This is a genomic window from Cupriavidus sp. GW822-FHT02D05 (assembly GCF_058802485.1).
On record NZ_JBXAOE010000035.1, the window covers coordinates 75,000 to 99,478 of the forward strand.

Genomic DNA, 24,479 nt, shown 5'->3' on the forward strand with positions numbered 1-24,479 from the left:
CGATTTGCCGAGGAAACACACCATGACGACAGAAGGCCTGGGTAACCGTGTGAAACGACTGCTGACCGCCAATGTGCACGCACTGGTCAGCTCACTGGAGGCGCGCACGCCGCAAGCCGTGCTCGAGCAGTACCTGCGCGAGTTTGACGAGGTGATCGCGCAGGCGCGGGTCGGGCTGGGCCAGCACGAGGCCGCCAAGCATCAGGCCGCCAAGGCCATCGCGCGGCTCAACAACGAGATCGAGCGGCTCGACGAACAAGTCACGGTGGCGCTCCACCACGGCGACGACGCCGCGGCGCGCGCGGGCACCGAGCGCCAGATCGACCTCGAGGACCAGCTCGGCACGCTCAACGGCAGCCTGCAGGAAGCCGTTGAAAAATCCGAGGCGGCCGAAGCCGACCTGCTTGGCCTGCGCGCCAAGCGCGCCGAGATGGAGCAGGCGCTGGCCGGCATGGTGGCCGCGCGCGCAGCCGCCGAGCGCGCGGGCGCGGGCGCCGGCGTTGGCGCCGCGCCAGGCACCAGCGCCGGCGCGCGTGCCGAACAACTCGAGCAAGGCTTCAACCGCGCCATGACCGGCGCCACCGGCGTGGCCGGGCTCGGCGCCGGCAGCTCCAGCGCCGATGCCTCCTTGCTCAAGCGGCTGGACACACTGCACAAGGAACAGCGCATCAACGAGCGCCTCGAGCGCCTGAAGGCCGCACGCGGCGCGGCGCGCTCCTGAGCGCCGCACACCAAACACCGGCTCCGCCGATCCCGACCGCTTCAGCACAATAAGAAAGCCGAAATGAATCAGCTGTTATTGCCGGGCAATGCCCCGTTCGTGGTGGCGATTGGCTTGATGGTAGTCATCGGCGTGCTGGAGGCGCTGGCCCTGCTGCTTGGCCTCGCCCTGTCGCAGCAGGCCGACAGCTTCCTGGTCACGCATTTCGCGCTGGACCACACCGCCGCCAGCGCGGCCGATGCTAGCGCCATCGGCCAGTTTCTCGGCTGGCTGCACGTGGGCCGCGTGCCGCTGCTGATGCTGATTGTGCTGTTCCTGATGGGCTTTGCCATCGTCGGCCTGATCCTCCAATGGGTGATCGCTGCCGTGGCCGGCCACCTGCTGCCCGTGCCGCTCGCGGTGGTGCTCGCCACGCTGGGCGCCCTGCCCTTCGTGCGCGCCACCGGCGGCGTGGTGGGTCGCTATTTTCCGCAGGATGAATCCTCCGCCATCTCCGAACTCGACTTCGTCGGGCGCGTTGCCCAGGTCACGCTCGGCGAGGCCTCGGCCGGCAATCCGGCGCAAGCGCGCCTGGTGGATGAGTATGGCCAGGCCCACTACCTGCGCGTCGAGCCGGACGAGCCTGGCCAGCGTTTTCCGCGCGGCGAAACCGTACTGATCGTCGCGCGCACCTCCGGCACCTTGTATCGCGCCATCGTCAACCCGCGGCCCGATCTGCTGTAGGCCACACGCGGACGCAAGCCGTCCGCGGTATTTTTTCCAAGTTCCAAGGGAGCATCAGAACCAATATGGATTCCATCATCTTCTGGGGTGTCATCGGCCTGGCCGGCGTACTCGGCCTGTGCATCATCGGCTTGATCTTCTCGCGCCTGTACACGCGCGCATCGGCCGAGCGCGCCTTCGTGCGTACCGGGCTGGGCGGGCAAAAGGTGATCATGAGCGGCGGCGCCATCGTGCTGCCGGTGTTCCATGAAATCATCCCGATCAACATGAACACGCTCAAGCTGGAGGTCAGCCGTGCCTCACGCGACAGCCTGATCACCAAGGACCGCATGCGCGTGGATGTGGTGGTGGCGTTCTTCGTGCGCGTCAAACCTACCGTGGAAGGCGTGTCCACCGCCGCGCAAACGCTGGGCCAGCGCACGCTGGCGCCGGAGAGCCTGCGCGCGCTGGTGGACGACAAGTTCGTCGACGCGCTGCGCTCCACCGCGGCGCAGATGAGCATGCAGGACCTGCAGGATGCGCGCGAGCAGTTCGTGCAGGGCGTGCAGAACACCGTGGCCGAAGACCTGACCAAGAACGGGCTGGAACTGGAGAGCGTGTCGCTCACCAACTTCAACCAGACCTCGAAGGAGTTCTTCGACCCCAACAACGCCTTCGATGCCGAGGGCCTGACCAAGCTCACGCAGGAAACCGAGCGCCGCCGCAAGGAACGCAACGAAGTCGAGCAGGACACCGAGGTCTCCGTGCGCGAGAAGAACCGCGACGCGCTGGCCAAGAAGCTGGAGATCGAGCAGCAGGAATCGTTCATGAAGCTCGAGCAGGAACAGCAGGTGAAGACCCGCACCGCCGAGCAGAACGCGCGCATCGCGTCCTACGAGGCCGAGCGCAAGCAGGAGGCCGAGCAAAGCCGCATCACCGCCGAGCGCCAGGTGCAGGAGTCCGAGATCCAGCGCGAGCAGGCCGTGCGCACGCGCAAGGTGGAAGCCGAGCGCGACGTGCGGGTCAAGGAAATCGAGCAGCAGCGCGTCACCCAGATGGCGGCCATCGAGCAGGCCAAGGTGACGGAAATCGCCAAACAGGAAAAGGCCATCGTGATCGCCGCCAAATCGGAAGCGCAATCGCAGGCGCAGGGGCGCGCCAACGAGGCGCTGGCTGAAGCGGTCAAGGCCGAGCAGATGGTTGAGACCACACGGCGCACCGCTGAAGCCGACCGGGCCAAGCAGGTGGCCCTGATCGAGGCCGCGCAGGAGGCCGAGACCCAGGCGGTGCACGTCACCACGCAGGCGCGCGCCGAGCGCGAGGCTGCGCAGATGCAGGCCACCGCCATCGTCGAACTGGCCGAGGCCGCACGCAAGAAGGGCCTGGCCGAAGCCGAGGCGCAGCGCGCGCTCAACGACGCCATCAACGCGCTGTCGTCGGACCAGACCAGCCTGAAGTTCAAGCTGGCGCTGCTGCAGGCGCTGCCGGGCGTGATCCAGCAGAGCGTGGAGCCGATGAAGGCGATCGACGGCATCAAGATCATCCAGGTCGACGGCCTCAACCGCGGCGGCGCGGCGCCAACCGGCGACGCAGGCAACGGTGGCGGCAATGGAAATGGCAATCTCGCCGAGCAGGCGATGTCCGCCGCGCTGTCCTACCGCGCACATGCGCCGCTGATCGATTCGTTGCTCAAGGAAGTGGGCTTGGCCGGCGGCTCGCTGCAGGGCCTGGTTCCCAGCCTCGCGGCCGCGCAAGCGGCATCGCACACGGACGACGCGCAGGTCTTGCCGCTGAAGCACGCCAGCCATGCCGCCAACGCGCCGGAGATCGAACCGGGAAGCAACGCCAGCAACTGACGGCTGGCCGACCGGCGAATAGGCTAATAGGCTAATGGGCTAATGGGCTAATGGGCTAAGAGGCTAAGAGGCTTACCGGCCAAGCGAGGGGCCGCATGCATTCACTGCATGCGGCCCTTTTTTCCATTGCGGCTTAATCCAGTTTCGCGCCCGACTCCGCCACCAGCGTCTTCCACACCGGCCATTCCCGCGCAAAGATGGCTTGCGACTGGGCAGGCGTGCTGCCCACCGGGCGCAGGCCCAGCGCGGCGAAACGCGCCTGCATGTCCGGCGCCTGGATCAGCGCGCGCACCTCTTCATCCAGCTTCGCCACCACCGGCGCGGGCGTGCCGACCGGCGCCAGCAACCCAATCCAGCCCAACACCTTGAACGCGTTGTCGTCCATGCCCGCCTCGGCGAAGGTCGGCAGGTCCGGCAGCACCGGGCTGCGCTGCGTGCCCGTCACCGCGATGGCCTTGAGCTTGCCGCTCTGGATGTAAGGCTTGGCCGACAGCACGCTGGCCACGGCCCACTGCACCTGGCCGCCAAGCAGGTCCTGCAGCATGGGGGCCTCGCCCTTGTACGGCACGTGCACCATATCGCCATGCGTGACCTTGCTGAAATACGCGCCGGCGAGGTGCGGATACGAGCCGACACCCCAGGAGGCATAGCTGACCTTTCCCTTGTGAGCGCGGCCGTAGTCGGCCAACTCCTTGACTGACTTGACCGGCAGCGATGGCGTGGTGACCAGCACCAGCGGCGCATCGGCGATCACGTTGACCAGCGTCAGGTCCTTGCGCGGATCGTAGGGCAGCCGGTTGTAGAGGAACTGGTTGGTCAGCACGGACTGCGTGATCGTGACCAGCAGCGTGTAGCCGTCCGGCGCCGCCTTGGCCACCGCGTCCGTGCCGATGATGCCGGAGGCGCCGGCCTTGTTGTCCACGATGATGGGCTGGCCGAGCTTCTTGCTCAGCTTCTCGCCCAGCGCGCGCGCCACGATATCGCTGCCGCCGCCGGCCGCATAGGGCACCACCACGCGCACCGGCTTGGCCGGGTAAGCATCAGCCATGGCGTGGGAAGTCATCAGGGAAGTGCCGCCAAGGGCAAGCGCAAGCAAAGCGCGTCGAACCATGCCTAGTCTCCAGAAATCTTCTTTTATTGGTCGGGACATGCTTACCGACTTGAGAAAATACGTCCAATGCAATATTTTTCAGTTTTCCATGCATAAAAAACAAAATCATGGGCCTGCGCCGCCTGCATCATTTCGTCACCCTGATCGAGCAAGGCAGCTTTGCCCGCGCCGCCACCGCGCTGCACCTGTCGCAACCGGCGCTCTCGCGCAGCATCCAGGGCCTGGAAGACGAGTTCGGCAGCCAGCTGCTGGACCGCAGCTACGGCAAGGCGCGCCCCACGGCCTCCGGCAGCATCGTGCTGGAGCGGGCGCGCCGCATGCTGCGCGAAGGCCGCGAGCTGCGGCGCGACCTGGAACTGCTGCGCGACGTGGAGATGGGCGAAGTGAGCTTAGGCTTTGGCCCGTTTGCCGCGGCCATCCTGATGGAGCCCGTGCTGACGGCGCTGCTGGCGCGCTATCCCAAGCTGCGAATCGACATCGAGATCGCGGACACGCCTTCGATGGTGCAAAAGCTCAAGGCCGAGCAGCTGGATTTTTTTGTGGGCGAGAGCCAGAGCCTGAAGGATGAAGCGCAGTTGCGGATCGACCGCCTGCGCTCGCTGGAGACCAGCTTCTTCGTGCGCAGCGGCCATGCGCTGGCCGCGCGCGGGGCGGCCGCGCTGACCGGCCTGCTGGCGTTTCCCGTGGCCGGCCCGCGCATCCCGGCGCGGGTGGCGGACTTCTTTCGCGAGCGCATCCGCGCGGAGGCTGGCGAGGGCGCGCGCGAGTTGCTCACGGTGACCTGCGACGACATGCACACGCTGCGCACGCTGATCCTCAACACCGACGCCATCGGCCTGGTGCCCAGGGCCATGATGACCGCGGAGCAAGCCAGCGGCGCGCTCGTGGCCCTGCAGGTCACGCCGCCAATCGATCTCAAGGCCGCGTATGGGCTGGTCTCGCTCGCCGGGCGCTCGCTGTCGCCGGCGGCGCAGGCGCTGGTCGGCCTGGTTCACCAGATCCTGCCGGGGCCGCCCGCGATGCACGACAAGCTGCCTCTGCCCGGCCTGTCCGACTTGCCCGCCTCGTAGCCGCCCAAAGCGGAGCAAAAAAGAATAAGGGCCGGACACCCCGTGTGTCCGGCCCTTCTCCACTACCGATCCAATCCTGGCCGGCAACGTTCGATGGCACCTGCCAGACTCAGTCGCTCTTGATGCCGTTGTCCTGGATCACCTTGCCCCACTTCTTGTAGTCGTTGCGCATGCGCGCTGCCAGTTGTTCTGGCGGCTGGTAGGCAGCGACCGTGCCCGCGCCGAGCATCTTTTCCTGCACCACGGGATCGGCCAGCGCCGCCTTCAGCTCGGCCGACAACCTGGCGATCACATCCTTGGGCGTGCCGGCGGGGGCCAGCAGGCCGCCCCAGGCGGTGGCCTCGAAACCGGGGAAGCCCTGCTCCGCCACCGTCTTCACATCGGGCGTGAAGCTCACGCGCTTGGCCGAGCCCACGGCGATGGGACGCAGCTTGCCGGCCTTGATGTGCGGCAGCGCCGCGATCATGTCGGAGAACATCATCGGCACCTGGCCGGCCAGCAGATCGGAGATCGCCGGCGCGCTGCCTTTGTAGGGCACGTGCTGCACGTCGAAATGCCCAGTGCTCTTGAGTAGTTCGGTGGACAGATGGCCAAAGCTGCCATTGCCGGCGCTGGTGTAGTTGAGCGCGCCAGGCTTGGCCTTGGCGCGGGCGATGTATTGCTGCAGGTCGGTCACGTCGGGCATGGCCTGCGGGTTGACCACCATGACAATGGGCAGGTCGTAGGCGGAACCGATCGGCGTGAAATCCTTGAAGATGTCGTAGCCCTTGCGGCTGATCAGGTGCGGCGCCAGCAGCGTGGGCGTGGCCAGCACCATCAGCGTGTAGCCATCCGGCGCGCTCTTGGCGACGGCTTCCGCGCCGATCGTGCCGGAAGCGCCTGGCCGGTTGTCCACCACCACCGTCTGCTTGAGCGATTCGCCCATCTTCTGGCCGATGATGCGCGCGGCGGTATCGGTCGGGCCGCCCGGCGGGAACGGCACCACCAGGCGGATTGGCTTGAACGGATAGGCTTGCGCGAAGGCCTGCGGCGCGCACAGCGGCAGCGAAACGCCCAGGATGGCCGCACCCAGGCGGCGCGAGAAAATACGACGGCTTGTCTTCTGCATGATGAGTATGAAACGTAATCCAGCAATGACGCGTGCCGGCTTGACAGCCCGCGCGCGCGTCGGCGATCCAGCAACACTAACGGGAAAGACAGGACAAAGCTTCGATGGCCTCCTCCATGACCGGTCATGGCCGGTCGTTTGTTATCGGGCGGCGGCGCGGCGCGCCTCAGAGCTTTAGAGCTTCAATGGACCTGAGCGGAACAATCGCGCATCCATGGTGCGCAGGTCGGGCGCCACGGTGACCGCGGTGGCGCACTGGTCCAGCACATCGCGCTGCAGGTCGATGCCCGGCGCGATCTCGATCAGGGTCAGGTGCTCCGCGCCGATGGCGTCGGGGCGCATCTCAAAGACCGCACGCTCGGTGATGTAGAGCACGGGGATGCCGAGCGAAGCCACATAAGGGCCGTTGAAACTCAGGTGCGAGACCTGCGGCACGATCTTTTTCACGCGGCCTTCGCGCGCGATGCGCAGGGCGCCGTTCTCGGCGCGCACCTCCAGGCCACCGGCGGTGAGCGTGCCGACGAAGACCACGGCCTTGGCGCTCTGCGTGATGTTGATAAAGCCGCCGACGCCGGCGATCAGCGCTTCAGCGCCTTCGCCAAACTTGCTGACGTTGACGTTGCCGTGCCCGTCCAGCTCGGCCAGCCCGAGGATGGCGAGATCGATGCCGCCGCCCTCATAGAAATCGAACTGCGCCGGCTGGTCGACGATCGCTTCCGGATAGGCAGACGCGCCAAAGCTGAGGCCATCCGCGGGGGTGCCGCCGATCGGGCCGGCTTCCACCGTGAGCGTGAAGCCGTCGACGCCGGCCTCCACCGCCAGCATGCCGACGGCGGCGGGCATGCCAACCCCGAGGTTGACCACGCGCGGCTGCCTGCGCGCCAGCTCCAGCACCGCGCGCCGCTGCACGATGGTGCGGGCATCAAGCACCGGGGGCACTGCCGGCACCGCTGGCGCCGGTGCGCTGGTGACGTTGACAGTGCCGGCAGCTTCTCCTTGCCACGGCGTCACGTAGGCCGGATTGAACTGCTCCGCGAACGTCATCTGGTGATGCGCCGGGTTCTCGCTCACCACCACGTAGTCGACCAGGATGCCGGGCACGTGGATGGCCTGCAGGTTGTCGTGGTGATCCACCAGCGACTCCACCTGCGCGATCACGATACCGCCGGAGTTGTGCGCCGCCTGCGCCATCGCCAGCAGTTCGTGGTGAAAGGCCTCGCGGTGCGTGCTCAGGTTGCCGCGCGTATCGGCGGCGGTGCAGCGGATCAGCGCGCAGTGGATCGGGAAGCTCGGATAGAACAGGTATTCGTCACCGCGAAAATCGACCGCCTCGACCCAGTTCGCGCGGCCCTCGGCAATTGCCGCCTGCGCGCTGCGGTTGATGGCGCCACCGTGGTAGCGGCTGTCCTGCGCGGTGCGCGGATCCACGAACGTGTGCAGGCCGATCTTGGTCAGCACGCCGGGCTTGCCGCCGGCGATGGCACGGTACAGGTGGGTCAGCACGCCCTGCGGCAGGTTGTAGCCCTCGCACGCCTCGGCCATGGCAAGCGAGGCCAGGCGCGTGGCGGAGCGCCAGTGCCCGCCCACGATGCGCCCGGTCATGCCCGCGTTGCCGAAGTGGTTCACGCCGCGCGCGCCGCGGTCGCCCTGCCCCGCCGAATACACCAGCGTCAGGTCGCGCGGCATGCCGGCGTCCAGGAAACGGCGCTCGAGTGCGTCCGTTACCGCCTCGGCATGGCCGGCGCCCACGAAACCGGCGCTGGCCACGGTCCACCGGGATTGCACGAGCGCAGCCGCCTGCTGCGCGCTGATGACCTTCATGGCTGTCTCCATCGTGTTCTTCTCGGCGCGGCGTGCGGCGTGCTGCCTGCACGCATTGCGCCGGACCGCACTCCGCGCTGCACACCACATATTCCGCGAACATTTGTTCGCAAAACACCTATCATACGTAGTCATGCCGACATCGCGCAAGTGCGTTCAGCGCACTAAAATCACCCTGTTTCCGTCTCCTCACGCTATGAACAGCCCCGACACGCCCCTGGCCAACCCGCAGAAAAAGGAAGAACTGCTCGATTCGCTGACCAATGGCCTGGCGCTGCTGCGCCTGTTCGCCTCCGGCGCGGGGAGCCTCACCATGCAGGACGTGGCGGAACAGCTCGACGTGACCCGCGCCGCGGCGCGGCGGCTGCTGCTGACCCTGCAACACAATGGCTATGTCGCGCAGGACGGCCGGGACTTTTCCATCACCCCGCGCGTGATGGACCTGGGCTACGCGTACTTTGCATCGATGAACCTGCCGCAACTGGCCGCGCCCTACCTCAAGGCGCTCTCCGAGCAGACGGGGGAAACCTGCTCGCTGGGCGTGCTGGACGGTGAATCGGTGGCGCTGGTGGCGCGCGAAGAGCCACCGCAGATCCTGCGCGTCGACATGGGCGTGGGGCGGCGCATGCCGGCCTACGCCCACTCGCTCGGCCGCGTGCTGCTGGCCGGGCTGGACGACAAGGCGCTCGAGGCTTACCTTGCCACCGCGCAGCTACGCAAGCTCACCCCGTTCACGGTCAGCTCGCGCACGGCACTGGCGCGCACGCTCAAGCAAGTGCGCGGCGACGGCTACTGCACGCTGATCAGCGAACTGGTGGACGGCTTCGCCGGCATCTCGGTGCCGGTGCGCGCCGAGTCCGGCAAGGTGGTGGCGGGACTGGGCCTGAGCATGGTGCTGGGCAGCCGTGGCGCGGCGCACCTGGAGCAGCACTACCTGCCGGCGCTCAAGCACGCCGCGGGTGAGCTTGAGGCGCTGCTGCGCCGGCGTTGAGGGCATCGGCGCCCGGGCGGCGCATCAGCAATGCACAACCAGGGCGGGACGCCTAGAATGGGAAACGGGTCAAGGCCGGCACGCACCGCACTTGAAAGCATCACCGCATGACTATCAGACCGCTCGACTGGGCGCGTGACGGCGCCGGCATCCTCAAGCTCGACACCACCTACGAGACCGATCGCATCTACGCGGTCAAAAGCGGCCCGCTGGGCATCTGGCTCGTGGAGCAGGTGCTGGGCCAGCCCGTGCTCAACCACTACGACCCGTCCGGCTTCGAGCAGGATTGCGCCAAGGCCGACCACGCGCTGGTGTTCGAGAGCGCAAGCGGCGACATCGGCGGCTTTGCCGCCGTCAGGCTCGAAGCCTGGAACCGGTCCGCGCTGCTGAGCGCCATCATCGTCGCGCCCGCGTTCCGCGGCACCGGCATCGGCCGCGTGCTGCTGGGGGAAATCAACCGCCTGCTGCTAGCAACGCCGGCCCGCTGCCTGCGCGCCGAAACGCAAAACACCAACTACCCGGCCATCGGCTTTTACCGCGCGCTGGGATTCTCGCTGTGCGGGCTGGACTGGGACCTCTATGACCCTGACACCGCCGGCACCGAGACCGCGCTGATCTTCACGCGGCCGGTGGTGCGCAAGTCTGGCTAGCCATCCGCTAGCCGGCTCCCTCCTGCGCATGGCAAAAGCCGATCCATGCATGCAGCACGCCAGCATGCGCGAAGGAGCCAACGCCGAACAGCACGGCAATCGCCGCGCTCCACGGCGCCGTCGCCACCACGGGCGCGGCCGCGTCGACCGTGCCCGCCATCGGCGCCACCATCTCCGGCAGCACGCCCGTGCCCCAGCCCAGGACCAGGAACATGGCGCAGCCCGACGACATGCCGGCGCACGAATACCGCAGCGCCAGTGCCACGCGTCCGGTGAAGGCGGCATGCCGGTGCAGGTGGTTGATGCGCAGGATTGCCACGGCATTGGCTGCCGCCACGATCCCCATCAGCGACGGCCAGAAGAACGGATGATCGCTGCGCGCGTCCCGCATCAGCAGCACGCCGATGGTGAGGAAGGTAGGCGCAGCCAAGGTCGCCACGCTCCATGACAACACTTGCCACGCCCACCACGGGTGGCGCCATTGCAGCCGGCGCGCGCGCGGGAACGCCCCCGCCAGGCGCTCAGCGCTGGAGATTGCGGCGCTCCGTGGCGCTCAGCTGGCTGAGCTGCGACTCGCTCAGCTCCATCTGGCCCAGCACCTGCACCACCCCGTTGGGGTCGTAGCTGGCCGGCGCCACCTTGGCGCCTTCCCTCGCCTTGGGCGCTGCCTCATCCGCATCCGTGCCAAAGCCGAGCACGCGCACCGTGAAGATCGACGGCAAGCCCTGGCGCGCCGCCGTGCGCTCGCGCTGCAGCGCGTCCTGCGCCGCGCCCACCGCCTGCGAAGCCGCCGCGCTGGCGTTGGTCAGCGCGCCAACGTTCACCGCGGCCAGCACGGGGATGCCGGTGGCCTTGCCCTGCACCTGGATGTTCTCGGCGTTGACCACGTGCAGCGCGCCAATGTTGATGTTGCCAGACACGCGGATGCCGGCTTCGCCCGCGTCGATGGTGCCCAGCGGCGCGATCAGGTCGATGTCGCCCGGCGGTACCTCGGGAACCGGGTTGAGCGTGGCGATGCCCGCGCCGGTGTTCGGCGTGGTGGGCGACAGCGTGACCAGGCCGATGCCGTCGTACACACGCCGCTGCGGCGTGTAGACCACGGTGGACTTGGAGCCGCGCCCGGCGTTGATGTCGCCCTGCGCCGACCACGCCAGGATGTTGCCGCCAAAGGTGGTGAAAATGCGGCTCTGCCCCAGCAGGATGCTGTCCCTGGCGTAGATCTGGACCTCGCCGGCGCCCTGCGTCAGCACGCCCGAGCCCTCGCCCGGGACGAAACCGCCATCCACGCCGACCAGCGTGCGCCCGCCTGGCGTCATGATGTCGATGTCGCCGCCGAAGTCCGTATGGATGCCGGCGTCCAGCAGGTCGTACACACCCACGTTGTATGGGTTGCCGGCCGCCTTGTACTCGTCGCGCCGCAGGTAGGTGACGCCCTTGAGCGGCCGCTTGGTGGCTTGCGCCCCGGAGACCGGGGCGTAGTAGTTGGCGCTGCTGAACATGGTCAGGTCGCCCTCGTAGGCAAGCGCGTTGCCCTGCGCGTCATGCGTGGGGAACAGCGTGGCGATGGCCTCGCGGCCGCGCAGGTAGCTGCCTTCGCGCGGGCCACCCGCCTGGTTGTACTCGCGCCCGGCGGCCTTGAGCTCGGCGTAGTACACGTTGCGCAGGTAGGCCCGCTGCTGCTCGGCCGGCAACGCGGCGAAGAACTGCCGCGCGTCCATGCTGGCCGCGTCGAAGTGCAGGCCCAGGCCGTTATGCCCGCCAAAGCGGCCACTCAGCCAATTGACCAGGTGCAGCTGGCCGGCCAGCCCGTACTCGCGCCGCAGGTCGCGGTTGGGGGCGGCCGCGCCGGCCGCCAAGGCTTGCTGGCGCGTGCTGTCAAGCTCCGCCTGCTTGCTTTGCAGGTAGGCCGGCGCGCCGGCCTCGTCGCCCGCGTAGCCGAACTGGGCGCGCAGCCAGTCAGCCAGCTTCAGCTCGCCGCTGTAGATGGCCACCACCTTGCCCGGCTGGTCGGCAAGCGCGCGGCCCGCGTCTGCCTGGTTGGCGGGATCCAGGTAGCGCCTGGCGAAGGCGTTGAAGTCCAGCCCGTTGCGGCCCACACCCGCCGCCACCGCAATGCTGGCGCCGCTGCCGCGGTCGCCCGGGGTCACGTTGGCCACCGGCCCGATGCTCTTGAGCTCGGCCCGGTCGGCCATGTACAGGTCGCGCCCGGCGGTGACTTCCAGCAGGCCGGGACCGGCCACGTAGAAGTTGCTCATGCGGATATCGCGGCCCGCGGAGACCACGGACACATCGTCCGCGTTGTTATGCACGATCAGGTTGCCACGCGCGCTGGCATTCAGGACCGGGACGGGCTTCTCGGCAAAGGTGCCGTCGCCGCGGCGAGGAGGAAGGTACCAGCCGTGGCCATCGGCGGGCACGTCTTCGGCCTCGCCCAGCGCTGTGCCCGCGTTGACAAGGTCGCGCCCCGCGCGGATCGCCACCGGTCCGCTGCCTTCATACCAGTTACCGAACGTGAGGGCCGAACCGACGCCATTGGCACGGGAAATGATCGACCCCGTGCGCAGGCCGACGATATCGCCATCGACCGCATAGAAGCGCGCCGGCTGGCTGCCGGGGACCGCGTAGCCCGAGGCCGTGGGTGGCGTGAAACTGAACAACGGGTAGGCCTGGTATGTAACTGCGCCGCCGTTGTTCGCCAGGAACACGCTGGCTGCCAGCCCGTCCGGGCTGATATTGCTCAGCTTCAGCGTGCCGTAGATGATCTTCACCGTGCTGCCGCTGAAAGCGGCGTTGAACGGATTTGGCAGGGCAGTGGGATCGGCGCCCGACTGCGTGATCCCGTAGCCCCCGGCGTAGATCGAGTCGGCGGCCAGCAGCTCCAGCTGGCCCGCGCCCATGCGGGCGTATTGCGGCCCCACCGGCGACGGGGCCAGCATCAGCGTGGTGCTGGACTGGACCGGCCGGTTCGTTCCATCGATGGCGCCGGTGCTGGAATTGCCGTAGTAGAGACTGCCGCTGGCCGCCACCGCGCGCAGCACCGACGGCATCATGAAACGCCCGTCGGTCGCCGTATGGTTGCCGGAATAGCCATTGTCCGCCGCCGCGGTGGACGGCGTCAGATTACCGCCCGCGCTGAACAGGTCGATGGCGGTGCCCGGCGTCCACAGCGAGAACCAGGTCCAGCCGTCGCCGGTGTAGCTGGCGCCGTTGGCCCGGAACGGCGTGCCGTTGTTGACCAGCGCCACACGCCCCGGGTCGCCCACGCCGCCGAGCACCAGGTCGCCGCGCGCGTCGATGCGCACGCCGGCATCGCCGGGTACCAGCACCGGCCCGCCGCCGGCGATGGAGGACGTGGCCTTGTACACGTCGTAGGCACGCGATTCGGCGGGATCCGCGCGGTCGAAACGCAGCTCGATGCCGCCCACCGAACCGGCCTCCATGCGCAACGCCCCGCGCAGGTTGACGAAGGTGCTGTTGATATCGCTATATACCCCCGAGTAGCGGGTGGCCGGCGTGACGTCACCTGTCTGCGAGGAGAAGGCGCGCACTTCCGCCACGGGGTTGAGCCCTCCGCCGATGCGGATGTCGAGGTCGCCGCCGCCGGTCAGGGTGAGCTGCTTGCCATCGGCCGAAACGCGGCCCGTGCTGGCCACCGCCAGGTTCAAGCCCTGGCTGCGGGACACAAAGCTGCCGGATGCGGTCATGCGCGACGACAGCATGCCGGCGTCGCCGCCGGCCTCCAGCACCAGGTTGCCGCCGCCCAGCGTGCCGATGCCGGTGAACCCGACCAGGAACGGCGCGCTCGCGAACAAGTCGTAGCCTTCCGTCGGGCCGGCCACATAGCTGCCGAAGTTGACCCACCAGGCGGTGGGCACGCCTTCGCTGCCTGTCACGGCGCTGCCGGTGCCCTGGCGCCACAGCCAGTTGCCAACGGCGGTGGAGCCGACGTGGGCGCGTAGGGCGCCGATCGCGTCGGTCCGGGACTGGTTGCCTCTGACGCCGATCAGGTCACCCTTCACGTCGCCCTGGGCGCGTACCAGCACATTGCCGCCGTGCTCCGGGTACCAGGCGCGGTACAGGCTCTGGCTGCCGCCATCGATATACGGCGCAAACGTCGTGCCATCCGGGCCCAGCAGCGTGCCGTCGAAGGCAGTGGCGCGTGGCAGGTTGTACGCCGCGCCCACGCCGGCGGACTGCGTACCGGCGGTGTAGACGCCGAACGGCGAGGTCATGGTGAAGTCACCGCCCGAGATCAGGTCCAGGTCACCGGTGCCGGTGCGCAGCACGCTGAAGAGCTGCTGCCGGGCTGGCTGCAGCTGCGTCCTGTACACCGGGGGCGTGCCGTCCTTGACCTTGACGACCAGCAAGCCATACCCCAGGTCGTTGAGGTTCTTGACCTCTTGCTCGCCGCCCCATTGGTCCAGGTCGATCGGCGTGCCGGGCTCGATGCCGATAACTTCCAGCGAATCCCCCGCCCACACGTATTCGCCCGGCAAGCCGGTGCCCGGCAACAAGACGTTCGTCGAGACCAGGCCGTAGTGGGTGTCGGCCAGCAGCATGGACGCCTGCTTGCCGTGCGTCTGCAAGGCGCGCGTGTCCGCGGCCTGCGTGTCGGCGCCACTCACCAGCCGCACCGACCACGATTGCGAACCCTCGGGCAGCATCGGCGCCAGCGCCCAGTTGCGGCCCTGGTTGCCGCTGGCGTCCCCTGGGCGCAGCGACACCATGACCGCGTCGTCCGGCAGCTTGACCACCGTTTCGCTCGGGATCACCGCGCCCTTGCGCAAGGCAAGTGCGTTCGCCAGGTAGACCCCTGGCGCGGTCTCCACGCTCGTGCCGGTCTGCGGCAGCGGCACGCCGGCAGGCCAGGTCATGGCTGCCACGCTGGCTCCGCCGGCAAGCCGGTTGCCGGCATCGAGCTGCATGCCGCTGGCCAGCGTCAGCGGCTGCGACAGCACCGTACCCGCCGCTTGCACGACATTGCCTTGCGCATCGCGCACCGCGCCGCCCAGTATCGTACCGGCTGGCAGCACCAGGTCCGCCGCCAGCGTGGCGCGCGCGGGCAGCACCGTGCCGGGACGCAGGCTCACCGCCTTGATCGGCAGGTCGTAGTTGAGCGTGCGGCCGGACAGGAAGAAGGTGTCTTCCGCCAGCGTGACCAGCTGGCCCTGCGGGATGACGACATCGCCGCCCCAGGGCACCCTGCCCTTGACCAGCACCCAGCCCTGATCGTCGGGGGTGACCGGCAGCGCCGAGGCGTCGAAGCCATCGGTCAGGCTGCCATAGACATTCAGGTTGCCGCCCGCGCGCAGCACCAGCGCGCCGGCTTCGCCGGAGCCATAGACGCCGGTCTGCTGCGTGCGCGGGTTGACGCTGGCATAGCGGTAGCGCGACAGGTCGATGTCGCCGTCGATGTGCAGGTCGCCATCCGGCGTGGCGCTGACGATCTCCACGCCCGGGCGCAGGTGGAAAGCATCCGCGTAGCCGCGCAGGCCGGCGAGCTTGCGGTTCATCAGGTCGCCGTTGGCCAGCGCATTGCTCATGAACACCAGGCTATCTGCGTGCTTGGCGTCCAGGTAGGCCTGGTTGATGACCTGGTAGGGACGGCCGTCGGCCATCGGATCGGTGCCCCAGGCCGCGTCCTTGTAAGACCAGAAGCCGTTGACCGCGATGGAGCGCGCACCGTCGATGCGCAGCGCGCCGCTGGCGTCGATATCGATATCGTTGCCGGTGGCGCCGCCCAGGCGCGGGGCGTTGAGCTCGACCGTGCCGAGCGACTGTGCGCCTGCGCCGGTGCCGGCGCGCAGGTCCATGCGCGCGCCGCGCTCCAGCGTGAGCCGGCCCGTGCCGGCGTTGATCTCGATGGTGGCGCGGTTGGGCGCTTCGATGACCTGGCCGTAGCTGTCCACGCGCAGCACCGTGCCGTGCGCGTCGAGCAGTGCGCCGCCGCCGATGGTGACGCCGTTGCGCGCGGCCAGGCGGATGCTGCCGACCTGCTCGCCGCTGGCGTCGATGGTGCCGGTCACGGTCAGCTTGCCGCCGTCCACCGACACGCTGACCTCGCGCGCCTTGAGCTCGTCGCCGATGGCCAGGTCGCCCTGCTTGAGCTGGAAGCTGCGGATGCCGGAGAGCTTGCCGTCGTTGAGGCGCTGGTTCAGTCCCGTGAAATCGGCGATATGCTGCGCGCGGATATCCGCCCCGCCGGCCGCAAACGGCACCAGGGTGCCGCCGGCATCGTAGTGGCCGCTGCTGCCGCCCAGCACGCTGCCGCGCAGGTCGATGGTGCCCGCGCCCGCGCCCAGCGCGAGCACGGTGAGCTTGCCCGCGCGGTTCTCCTTGGCGGAAACGTCGATCAGCGCGCCCGCCGCCTGGCGCACGTCGCCGGCGCGGCTTTCCAGCACCACGTCGCCGCCCCAGCTGTACTTGCTGACGTCATAGAAATCGAGCTTGCGCCCGGCCAGGTCGAGCCGCGCGCCGTCGCGCAACACCACGTCGCGCTCGGCGGACACGGTGAGCTTGCCACTGGGCAGCACTACCGTGCTATCCAGCGCCACACTGTTGCCGTTGAGCGAAATCTCCGCGCCCAGGGCTTCGGCCAGGGCCTTGCCGGACAGGGCCGGCGCAGCGGCACCGGCAGGCGCGGTCAAGCGGATGTCGCCGCCGGCGGTGATCTTGTTGACCGAGCCCGCCTGGCCGGTCAGCAGCGGCGTGTTGAGATTCAGGTTGCCGCCGCTGTAGGCATAGCCCTTGGTGGCGTCGTCCCAGGCGCCTTGCGACTGGTAGACCGCGAGCGACCCCTTCTGGTTGGCGGTGATGCGCTCGCTGGCGTTGAGGTCGACCTGAGCGAAGCCCAGCACCATCCGGTCCATGGCGTGGATGGTGTCGGGGCGGCTGTTGGGGCCATAGCCGAACTCGATCTGCTTCGCGTCGATCTGCAGGCGGCCGCTGCCCGTGCCGGCGCCGCCGGTTGCCACCAGCCCCGGCGCATTGGTCGCGCCGTTCCACACCAGGATGTCGGTGTGGATGCGGGCCAGCGCATCGGCACTGCCATAGCCCTGGATGGCCGGCGTGCCCAGCACCAGGCGCGCGAGCGAGGACTTGCCGGTGGCCGGGTCGATGGTGGACAGCTCCACCGAATCATAGAAACGCAGCGCGTCGCGCGCGGTCAGCGCCAGGTTCTCCAGCGCCGGCGCGCCGGTGCTGGTGTCGCCCTTCAGGAGCCGGTCCAGCACCTCCTGGTTCAGCGTCAGGCCTGGCGGCAGCGCATTGCGCGCGGCCAGGTCCGCCAGCGTCGCCTGGTTGCCCGCGTTGATTGCGCCGACCGACAACACCAGGTTGCGGGTGCCATAGCGTGCCGCGTCGCGCAGGTTGAAGCTCTGGTCGGTCGAGGCAGCGATGGTGCCTTCGGAATACAGCGGCGTGGTGCCGTGGCAGACAGCCCCCGGGCTGCAGGCCCCGATGTCGATGCGGCCCGCGCCCCGGAGGGGATCCGCGCTGTAGCCGGGAGCCAGCATGTCCAGCCAGCCGTTGGAGACCGCCAGCACGCTGCTGGAGCCCGGGTCGTAGACATAGCCGTTGGTGGAATCCCAGGCCGCCTTGCCCTGCCCCAGCGTATTGATGCCGCCGCCCTGCTCCACGAAGATGCCGCCGGACTTGGTACTGGTCACCAGGTACACCTCGGCGGCCTTCAGCACCGCGCCTTCGCGCAGGAAGATGCTCCACGCCCCGCTATCGAACGTGGCGATGTTGGCGCGTTGCCTGCTGCCGGTGTAGTCGACATAGCGCACTGACGGCAACCCGCCGATGCCGATGCGCGAGGCGCCGATGGCATTGATATCCGCCGCGTACAGCGAGGTGCCGCTAAAACCCGGCGTCGGCGCCGCGCCGGCGGCCAGGATTTCGTAGCTGGTTTCGCCCATCATCAGCGCACTGCCGCCAAAGCCGCCTGCGGCGGGCGCATACAAGGTGCGCCCCGCAAAGTGCAGGACAGGTTCATCGCCAGGGGCGCGCGGCGCACTCGGCGCGAAGGACAAGCGCAGTGTCTTGGCGTCCCGCTCCAGCTGGACGCGTGGCACGCCCTCGCGTGCGGCCTGGGCCAGCGCGAAATCCGCGTAGCTCATCTCGTTGTATTGCGAATAGCTGCGCAATACGTCGGCAGGCGTCAGGAAGACCTGGGTAGGCACGGCACTGCGGATGCCGGTGTTGGCCACGCCCAGCTGCGCCGAGGCCGCGTACGAGCCATTGCGCATGGCCATGGCGCCACCGGCCGCCAACGTGCCATGGCCAAGCCCGTTGAGCTCGACGCGGAACGCGCCGGGCAACAAGGCGAAGGTGGAAGGCAACAGCGTGTAGGTGCCAGCGGGCAGGCCCGGCACGCCGGCGCCGATGGTGATTTGGCGGCCAATGGCCGGATCGCTGGCCCCTTTCTCGGCCACCACCGGCGCATAGCCGGGCTGCACGCCCGGCACGATCGCATAGACCGGGTTGGTCGACAGGCCCGGCAAGGTGAAGCCGCCGCGGGCGCCGACCTGCACCAGCGGATTCATGCGCGCGTCCACCGAGCCACCGCGCCCGGCGAGGAAGGCCGCGCCGGTGAGCGTGCCGCCACCGCTGAGGTCCAGCACCGCGTCCTGCCGCACGTCGATCGTCTTGCCGGCCAGGGTGATGGCCGGGCCATTACCCACGCCGTTGAACGCCACGTCCTTGCCGTCGTGCAGGTAGCTGAGCCCGTCGAGCGAGCCGCCATAGGGCATGACCAGGCCGTTGGCGCTGATCGAGCTCACGCTGCCCGGCAGCAGGTTCAGGTGCTCCGTCACAGCGCCATAGCCCACCGATCCCAGCTCGAGGTTGCCCAGCGGCGCCCGCACCACGCCACCCTGGTTGATGGTCGGGGCGCGCAAGGTCAGGCGGCCGAAGACGGAATAGGGCATGGCGGGCAGTTCATCGCCCACGCGCTCGATGTTGAGGTGGCGCGCCGGGTCGAATTCGCGCTGGACGTTGCCGTAGTTGTCGAGAAAACTGCGCTGTCCGACCGTCACCGAACCACTATCGCCCATGCCCGGGTAGATCTGCGCGGCCGCCAGCGTGAGGTTGCCGGGTACGCTCAGCGAGGCGGCGCGGTACATGCGCATGTCGCCGCGGCTGCGCAGGGTCGTTTCGTCGAAGGCACCTCGCTCCACCGTCAGCGATGTGTCAGCGTTGCGTTTAATGACGCCGCGCACGCCGAGCTGCGTGGCTGCCACCAGGTCCAGCAGATCCGCCTCGACTTGCAGCCGGGTGCCTTGCGACACCAGCGGCACGCCCACGGTGTTCACAGTGGGGTTGGGCATGTAGTAGAAGTCGGGCGGAACACGGGTCGTGCCGGCCAGGCGAACATAGGGCGCGGCCAGGCTGACCTGGGTGCCGGCAGCGGCATGCTCCGCCAGCGCGATCGCGCCGGTCGTCAGGCGCAAGCTCTGCCCTACGGCCAGGTTGACGTTGCCATCGAAACTGATCAAGCCGTTGGCCAATAGTGCAACGTTGTCGAACCCACCCGCCCCGATGCGGTCCACGCCAATGCGCCCGGCGCCGTAGGCCAGGGCGGCATCGCGCTCGCCGGGCCGCAGTCCGGCCGCCAGCGCGGTGGCGCCCTGCGTTTGCGCCACCACCAGCTCGCGCGCGGCCCGCACCGCGTCCTCGACGCTGGGGCTCTTCTGGGTATAGTTGTCCACCGGGCCGTAGGCCGGTGTCTCCAGGTTCAGCGCCAGCGTGCCGCCGGCGGCGCCCTGGCCGCCGGCGGCCGCGCGCAGGCTGCCGTCCAGGAACAGGCCGCGGAAGGAACTCAGCGCGATGACGCCACCGTCGCTCGCCACCTGCGTGGCGCCCAGCACGGGCAGGTCCAGCCGCGCGGAAGCGCCAGAGGCATCGATGCGCGCGCCCGGCCGAACCACGACGAAGGCGTCCGCGGCGTCGATCTGGGTAGCGTCCAGGTTATGGCGCGCACCGATCTCGATCGTGCCACCCTGGCCCACCTTGCCATATACGTTCCCGCGCGCGTCGACAGCGGTGACCGCGCGCCCGGCGGCATCGAGCACGGCGCCGTTGCCGATCCAGATCGACATGGCATCGGCGATGCCGTTGGGCCGGTCCGCCTGGTTGCCGGTGCCAAGCTTGCCCGGCAGCAATGCGATATTGCCGCCCCAGGCGTTCAGCGTGCCCTCGACGGTGATCTGGCCATTGCCCTGCAGGGTCAGCGCACGGCCCGGATCGACGGTCACGGTGGCGCCCTGCCCGATGACCAGCGGCGCCTGGGTGTAGACAGAACCGGCCGACAATGCCAAGTCGGCGCCGCCGCGCTGGGTCAGCGTGGCCTTGAGCGGGTCTTCCTGCCACAGGGGCGGCAGCCAGCGCTCCAGGACTTGCGCCGGATCGGCGCCACTTGCCACCGCGTGGCCCGCAGAGGCGTCAAAGCGCAGCACCGGCATCGCTACCGCCACGTTGGCATCCCGGGCGACCTGCACGCCTTGCTGGGCGGCCACGGCGTAGCGCGAGAAGCCGCTCTGGAACACCTCGTTGCCGATCACCAGCAGCGGCTTGACCGCCACCGCGCCCGGCAGCTTCGTGCCGGCCAGCAGCCTGGCGCCCTCGGCGAGCACCACGTCCTTGGGCAACGGCGTGCCGGCCTGCAGGGTGCTATTGAACTCGGGCACGGGGATGCCGTTGGGAAAGACGTCCGCAGGCACCACGTAGCCCGGTGCCAGGTCGCCCGATGAGCCTACCAGCACGGTACCGGCGGGGGCGATGTTGCCGTTGGAATAAAAGCGGCCCTTGTCGTCGATGACCGCGAAGTTCCAGGTCGTGCCGCGCGGCACCAGCCACGGCGCTTGCAGCATGACCTTGCGCGTCGCGCTGAACAGCGGGTTGCCTTGCATCGCCTGGCCCGGCGCCACGGTGTCCGCCGCGTAGGTGAAATCGTTGGGCAGCACCGTGCCGGCCGGCAGCGTGACCGACTGCGCCAGCGTCAGGTTGACCGATACCGACTGGCCCGCCGGCAACAGGCCGCTGTCGGCCAGCAAGCCGCCGCCGATGGCAATGCCCACGCCGGTATCGATGGTGAGCGTACCCCCGCCCTTGACACCATAGCCGCGTAGTTCGCCGTTCATCCGCAACGCGCCGGAACCTTTGCCAGCGACGTCGTTCTGGTTGGACAACAGCGTGATATTGCCGCCCCGCCCGCCTTGCACCTTGTTGCCGGCGAGCAGCGCCGCGCCCGACGACACATCCAGCACGCTGCCCGTGCCAAGGGTGACGTCGCCAGTGCTGCTGATGGCGATCGCACCACCGTTGACGTAGGGCAGCCCGCCGATCCGGGTGAAGTCCAGTTCGAGGTTGGACCACAGCCCGCGCCCATCCAATGTGACACCTTGCCCCACCGAAACGCCGGGCGTATAGCCCTTGGCCGGTAACGCCGCCACCGGCACATCCAGCCAGGCGCCACCGGCGCTGCTGGTGTACTGATTGATCATGTTGCCCAGCGCGATGCGGCCGCCGCGCGCCGCGAGGTCCGCCCGCACATCCAACTGCGTGGCATGCAGCGCGAGGTCGCCGCCCGCGGCCACTTGCACGGGGGCGCCAACGTCGATGCCGTCCCTGGCGTAGACCTTCAAGGCGCCCAGGCCTAGCCCGTTGATCCACCCGGCATCCAGGCGCAACTTGCCCTTGCGCTCGTCGGGCAGCGCGTCCGTCATGGCCAGGCCATCCGCGATGCCTTGCACGACGTCGATATCCACCTGTTTCACCAGTGCCTGCGGGCTGTCGCGCAGCATGCCGGTCTTGCTGTCGTAGATCGGCGTGAGCTGCCCGACGATCAACTGGCCGGCACGTGGCGCGGCGATCTGCGATTGCTTGTAGCCGTCCAGGCTGCCATCCCGCGCGTCTCGCTGGCGATCGCCCTGGAATACCGTGGTGTCGATATGGCCTTCGAGCACCGCGGACTGCGTGCCAACAACCACGCGCCCGGCATCGCGCCCGACCGTGTAGCCGTTCTCCAGCCGCTCGCCCGGCGCGATCAGCGGGCTGAGGAAGTATTCCGTGGTGTTCTTGCCCCAGCGCGCGTGCGTGTTCTCGAAGCCGCGATACAGCCCGGTGTAGACGTTGTCCGCAGGCGCGGTAGCCAGGTTATACAAGCGAGCGTCAGCTCCCCTGAGCCAGGTCTGCTTGATGATGCCGCTCTGCACGTTCAGCGAACCGCCGGAGACGTTGATGCCGGACCCGGCCTGCGTGACCAGCTCGCCGCCGCTGAAGGCCACGGTGCCGCCCTGCGCCGCCCATTCGCCGATGCTGTGGCCGCCGGTGCTCAGGTAGCCGCTGACTTCCAGCAGGCCGCCGCCCGTGTACATGCGCTCGGTGGCATAGCCGTTGGTGCCCGCGGCGACGCGCACCAGGGTGCGGCGGTCGATCCAGATGTTGGCGTTGTTGAGCAGCTTGCTGTCGCGGTTTAGCGGCGCGTCGCGTTGCTCGTTGCCCTGCACGTTGATCATGACGTTGTTGGATTCCATCGCCACGCTGACGCCCACGGCGCCGGCCACGTCGATCGCGGCGCGGTCCGCCACGCGCGTGCGGCGCACGGCGCCCACCATTACCTGGCCGCCGGTGGCGAGCGTCATGGAGTCGGACTGGAAGTCGACGTCGCCGCTGGAATCGATCTTCACCAAAGACTGGTCGCGCCGGTTGTAGGCGCCATCGCTCGGCCGCGCGGAATCCTTGATCAGCGCATCGCGCTGCGCATCCAGGGCGGTTGCGTTGCTGTCGTCGAGCAGGATCGCGCTGACGCTGCCGGGCGCCAGGATCACCCGGCTCTCGGCGTCGCCTACGGCTGTGAGGTGCAGCGTGCCGCGCGTGTTGACCGAGGTGCTGGCAAGCGCCACGCCGGACTGCTCCACGCTGCGGCCAACCAGCGTGATGTCGCCGGTCGCCGCCTGGAGAAAGCCGCTATTGCTCACGCGGCCTGCCAGGCTGCCGGCGTTGCGCTGCACGCTGACCTCGTTGCCGCGCGTGCTCGAATCCTGGTTGGCGTCGGTGCCAACGCCCTTGCGGATGATAAAGCTGTCGCCGGCGGCCAGCGTGACCTGCCCGCCAGGCGTGGAGATGGAACCGTGGTTGTGCGCTTCGCGCCCGGCCAGGAGTACATAGCCGCCACCTTCGGTCACCGACTGCGGCTTGCGCGTTGCGATGCGCGCGCCGGCCTGGACGATCACGTCGCCCGTGGCATTGCCGTTCGATGACGTGCTCGGGGTGCTGACCAGGTCGTTGGCGAAGGTCGGCACATAGCCGACACCCAGCGCATCGCTGTAAAGACCCTTGCGGAATTGCGAATCCGTCATGCCCGCTGCTGCCGCCACCAGGTTGCGCGTGTCGACCTGGCTGCTGCCCGAGAACAGGATGCCGTTGCGGTTGACGATCATCACCGTGCCGTCTGCCTTGATCTGCCCCTGGATCTGGCTGGGCCGCGCCTGCGGATCGTTGACGCGGTTGAGCACCGACCAGCTCGGCTGCTGGTCGAACTGCACCGTGGTGTTACGCCCGACGTTGAAGGTCTCCCAGTTCAGGATGGCCTTGTCCGCGGTCTGCCGGACGGTGACCTGCGTCCTGCCGTCGACGACCTTCTGCCCGGTTTCCTTGTCCAGCGGCCTCGCATTGATCCAGCCCGCAGTGAGGCTGTTGGTATCCACCTTCAGGCCGCCTTCGGCCAGGCCATCGGGCACCGACGCATCGTTCATCGCGGCCTGCCGCGCGGCGGCCTGCGCGGCCTGCATGGCAGCAATGCCGCGCGCCGCCACGTTGAGGTTGTCGATGGAGCGTTGCAGTTGTTCGTTAGCGCGTTGCTGTTGCGCCTGCGGGTTGGTCAGCGATGCGGCGGGCTGGCCATTGGGCAGGCGGCCGGTTGCAGCCGCCGTGTCCTGCATCAGGTTCTTTTGCGCCATCCAGGCGCGGCTGAAGGCTTGTTGCGCATGCGCGCTGTGCATGCTGCCACCGGCTGCCACGAGCAACGCGATGGCGTGGGCCAGGGGTCGGATCGTGAGTACCGTTCTGCTGAATCGCGTTGTCTGTCGCGAGGGCATCTTCTTGTAGTGAACGCGCATGTTCATTCTGGCTTCCATTCCCGTCTAGCTCATTCGGCGTGGCCCGCTCGCCCGGAATTGCTTGGCGAACAGGCACTGCGATCATGTCCATCGATGGCAAGCGCCGTCGATGCTCCTGGGATCTAGACCGTTGGGCGCGGGGGAATCGGCAAGGTTTTATTTGAAGATTTCGTGACAGGGGGATAGGGGGGGTTATTGGGGGGGTATTGGGCGGCTTCTGGTTGCTGTTGGCGTTTGGGGGCGGGGTTTTATTGCTTCTAGCTGCTGGCGCGGCTGTACGGTATTGGCTGTTTTAGAACGTGTGAGATGTCACTTTTCTTTACTCGTAA

The 24,479-nt window shown here is 68.4% G+C and carries 11 protein-coding genes; 6 read left to right on the forward strand and 5 right to left on the reverse strand.

The annotated features are described in order from the left end of the window. The first annotated feature begins 22 nt into the window (after nt 1-22). From AC1RQK_RS33910 to AC1RQK_RS33920, 3 genes are all read left to right on the forward strand, one after another. Nucleotides 23-721, forward strand: coding sequence for a PspA/IM30 family protein (locus AC1RQK_RS33910; protein ID WP_492813750.1), 699 nt, complete (start codon nt 23-25; stop codon nt 719-721). 63 nt (nt 722-784) lie between these two features. Continuing rightward, on the forward strand, nt 785-1,444 hold the full coding sequence (locus AC1RQK_RS33915; protein ID WP_492813752.1) for a YqiJ family protein: 660 nt from the start codon (nt 785-787) through the stop codon (nt 1,442-1,444). A 65-nt stretch (nt 1,445-1,509) separates the two neighbouring features. Then, on the forward strand, nt 1,510-3,279 hold the full coding sequence (locus tag AC1RQK_RS33920) for a flotillin family protein (protein ID WP_492813754.1): 1,770 nt from the start codon (nt 1,510-1,512) through the stop codon (nt 3,277-3,279). Nucleotides 3,280-3,412: 133 nt separating this feature from the next. On the opposite strand, the gene AC1RQK_RS33925 is transcribed toward AC1RQK_RS33920, so the two are convergent. Next, nucleotides 3,413-4,390, reverse strand: coding sequence for a Bug family tripartite tricarboxylate transporter substrate binding protein (locus AC1RQK_RS33925; RefSeq protein ID WP_492375442.1), 978 nt, complete (start codon nt 4,388-4,390; stop codon nt 3,413-3,415). Between the two features lie 107 nt (nt 4,391-4,497). Between AC1RQK_RS33925 and AC1RQK_RS33930 the strand changes: the two genes are divergently transcribed. Beyond that, nucleotides 4,498-5,460: a LysR family transcriptional regulator gene (locus AC1RQK_RS33930; protein ID WP_492813756.1), complete on the forward strand. Its 963-nt coding sequence runs from the start codon at nt 4,498-4,500 to the stop codon at nt 5,458-5,460. Between the two features lie 109 nt (nt 5,461-5,569). On the opposite strand, the gene AC1RQK_RS33935 is transcribed toward AC1RQK_RS33930, so the two are convergent. Together AC1RQK_RS33935 and AC1RQK_RS33940 are read right to left on the reverse strand one after the other, a co-directional pair. Next, nucleotides 5,570-6,568 (reverse strand): Bug family tripartite tricarboxylate transporter substrate binding protein, encoded by a 999-nt coding sequence (locus AC1RQK_RS33935; protein ID WP_492813758.1) that lies wholly within the window; start codon nt 6,566-6,568, stop codon nt 5,570-5,572. Nucleotides 6,569-6,742: 174 nt separating this feature from the next. Further along, complete coding sequence (locus tag AC1RQK_RS33940; protein WP_492813760.1) at nt 6,743-8,389, reverse strand: acyl CoA:acetate/3-ketoacid CoA transferase; 1,647 nt, start codon at nt 8,387-8,389, stop codon at nt 6,743-6,745. A gap of 196 nt (nt 8,390-8,585) precedes the next feature. Between AC1RQK_RS33940 and AC1RQK_RS33945 the strand changes: the two genes are divergently transcribed. Both AC1RQK_RS33945 and AC1RQK_RS33950 read left to right on the forward strand, forming a co-directional pair. Then, nucleotides 8,586-9,380: an IclR family transcriptional regulator domain-containing protein gene (locus AC1RQK_RS33945; protein WP_492375446.1), complete on the forward strand. Its 795-nt coding sequence runs from the start codon at nt 8,586-8,588 to the stop codon at nt 9,378-9,380. 107 nt (nt 9,381-9,487) lie between these two features. Beyond that, nucleotides 9,488-10,030 carry a GNAT family N-acetyltransferase gene (locus AC1RQK_RS33950; RefSeq protein ID WP_492375447.1) on the forward strand — a complete coding sequence of 181 codons (543 nt, stop codon included), beginning with the start codon at nt 9,488-9,490 and terminating at the stop codon, nt 10,028-10,030. A 7-nt stretch (nt 10,031-10,037) separates the two neighbouring features. Here the strand turns inward: AC1RQK_RS33950 and AC1RQK_RS33955 are convergent, their stop codons facing one another. Together AC1RQK_RS33955 and AC1RQK_RS33960 are read right to left on the reverse strand one after the other, a co-directional pair. Beyond that, a complete protein-coding gene (locus AC1RQK_RS33955; RefSeq protein ID WP_492375448.1) occupies nt 10,038-10,460 on the reverse strand; it encodes a hypothetical protein in 423 nt (140 codons plus the stop codon). A 91-nt stretch (nt 10,461-10,551) separates the two neighbouring features. After that, complete coding sequence (locus AC1RQK_RS33960; protein ID WP_492813770.1) at nt 10,552-24,150, reverse strand: filamentous hemagglutinin family protein; 13,599 nt, start codon at nt 24,148-24,150, stop codon at nt 10,552-10,554. Between the last annotated feature and the right edge of the window lie 329 nt (nt 24,151-24,479).

Bases quoted from the DNA above. Each gene is read 5' to 3' on its own strand.
- AC1RQK_RS33910 (WP_492813750.1), top strand. From the start codon at position 23: ATGACGACAGAAGGCCTGGGTAACCGTGTGAAACGACTGCTGACCGCC.
- AC1RQK_RS33915 (WP_492813752.1), top strand. From the start codon at position 785: ATGAATCAGCTGTTATTGCCGGGCAATGCCCCGTTCGTGGTGGCGATT.
- AC1RQK_RS33920 (WP_492813754.1), top strand. From the start codon at position 1,510: ATGGATTCCATCATCTTCTGGGGTGTCATCGGCCTGGCCGGCGTACTC.
- AC1RQK_RS33925 (WP_492375442.1), bottom strand. From the start codon at position 4,390: ATGGTTCGACGCGCTTTGCTTGCGCTTGCCCTTGGCGGCACTTCCCTG.
- AC1RQK_RS33930 (WP_492813756.1), top strand. From the start codon at position 4,498: ATGGGCCTGCGCCGCCTGCATCATTTCGTCACCCTGATCGAGCAAGGC.
- AC1RQK_RS33935 (WP_492813758.1), bottom strand. From the start codon at position 6,568: ATGCAGAAGACAAGCCGTCGTATTTTCTCGCGCCGCCTGGGTGCGGCC.
- AC1RQK_RS33940 (WP_492813760.1), bottom strand. From the start codon at position 8,389: ATGAAGGTCATCAGCGCGCAGCAGGCGGCTGCGCTCGTGCAATCCCGG.
- AC1RQK_RS33945 (WP_492375446.1), top strand. From the start codon at position 8,586: ATGAACAGCCCCGACACGCCCCTGGCCAACCCGCAGAAAAAGGAAGAA.
- AC1RQK_RS33950 (WP_492375447.1), top strand. From the start codon at position 9,488: ATGACTATCAGACCGCTCGACTGGGCGCGTGACGGCGCCGGCATCCTC.
- AC1RQK_RS33960 (WP_492813770.1), bottom strand. From the start codon at position 24,150: ATGCGCGTTCACTACAAGAAGATGCCCTCGCGACAGACAACGCGATTC.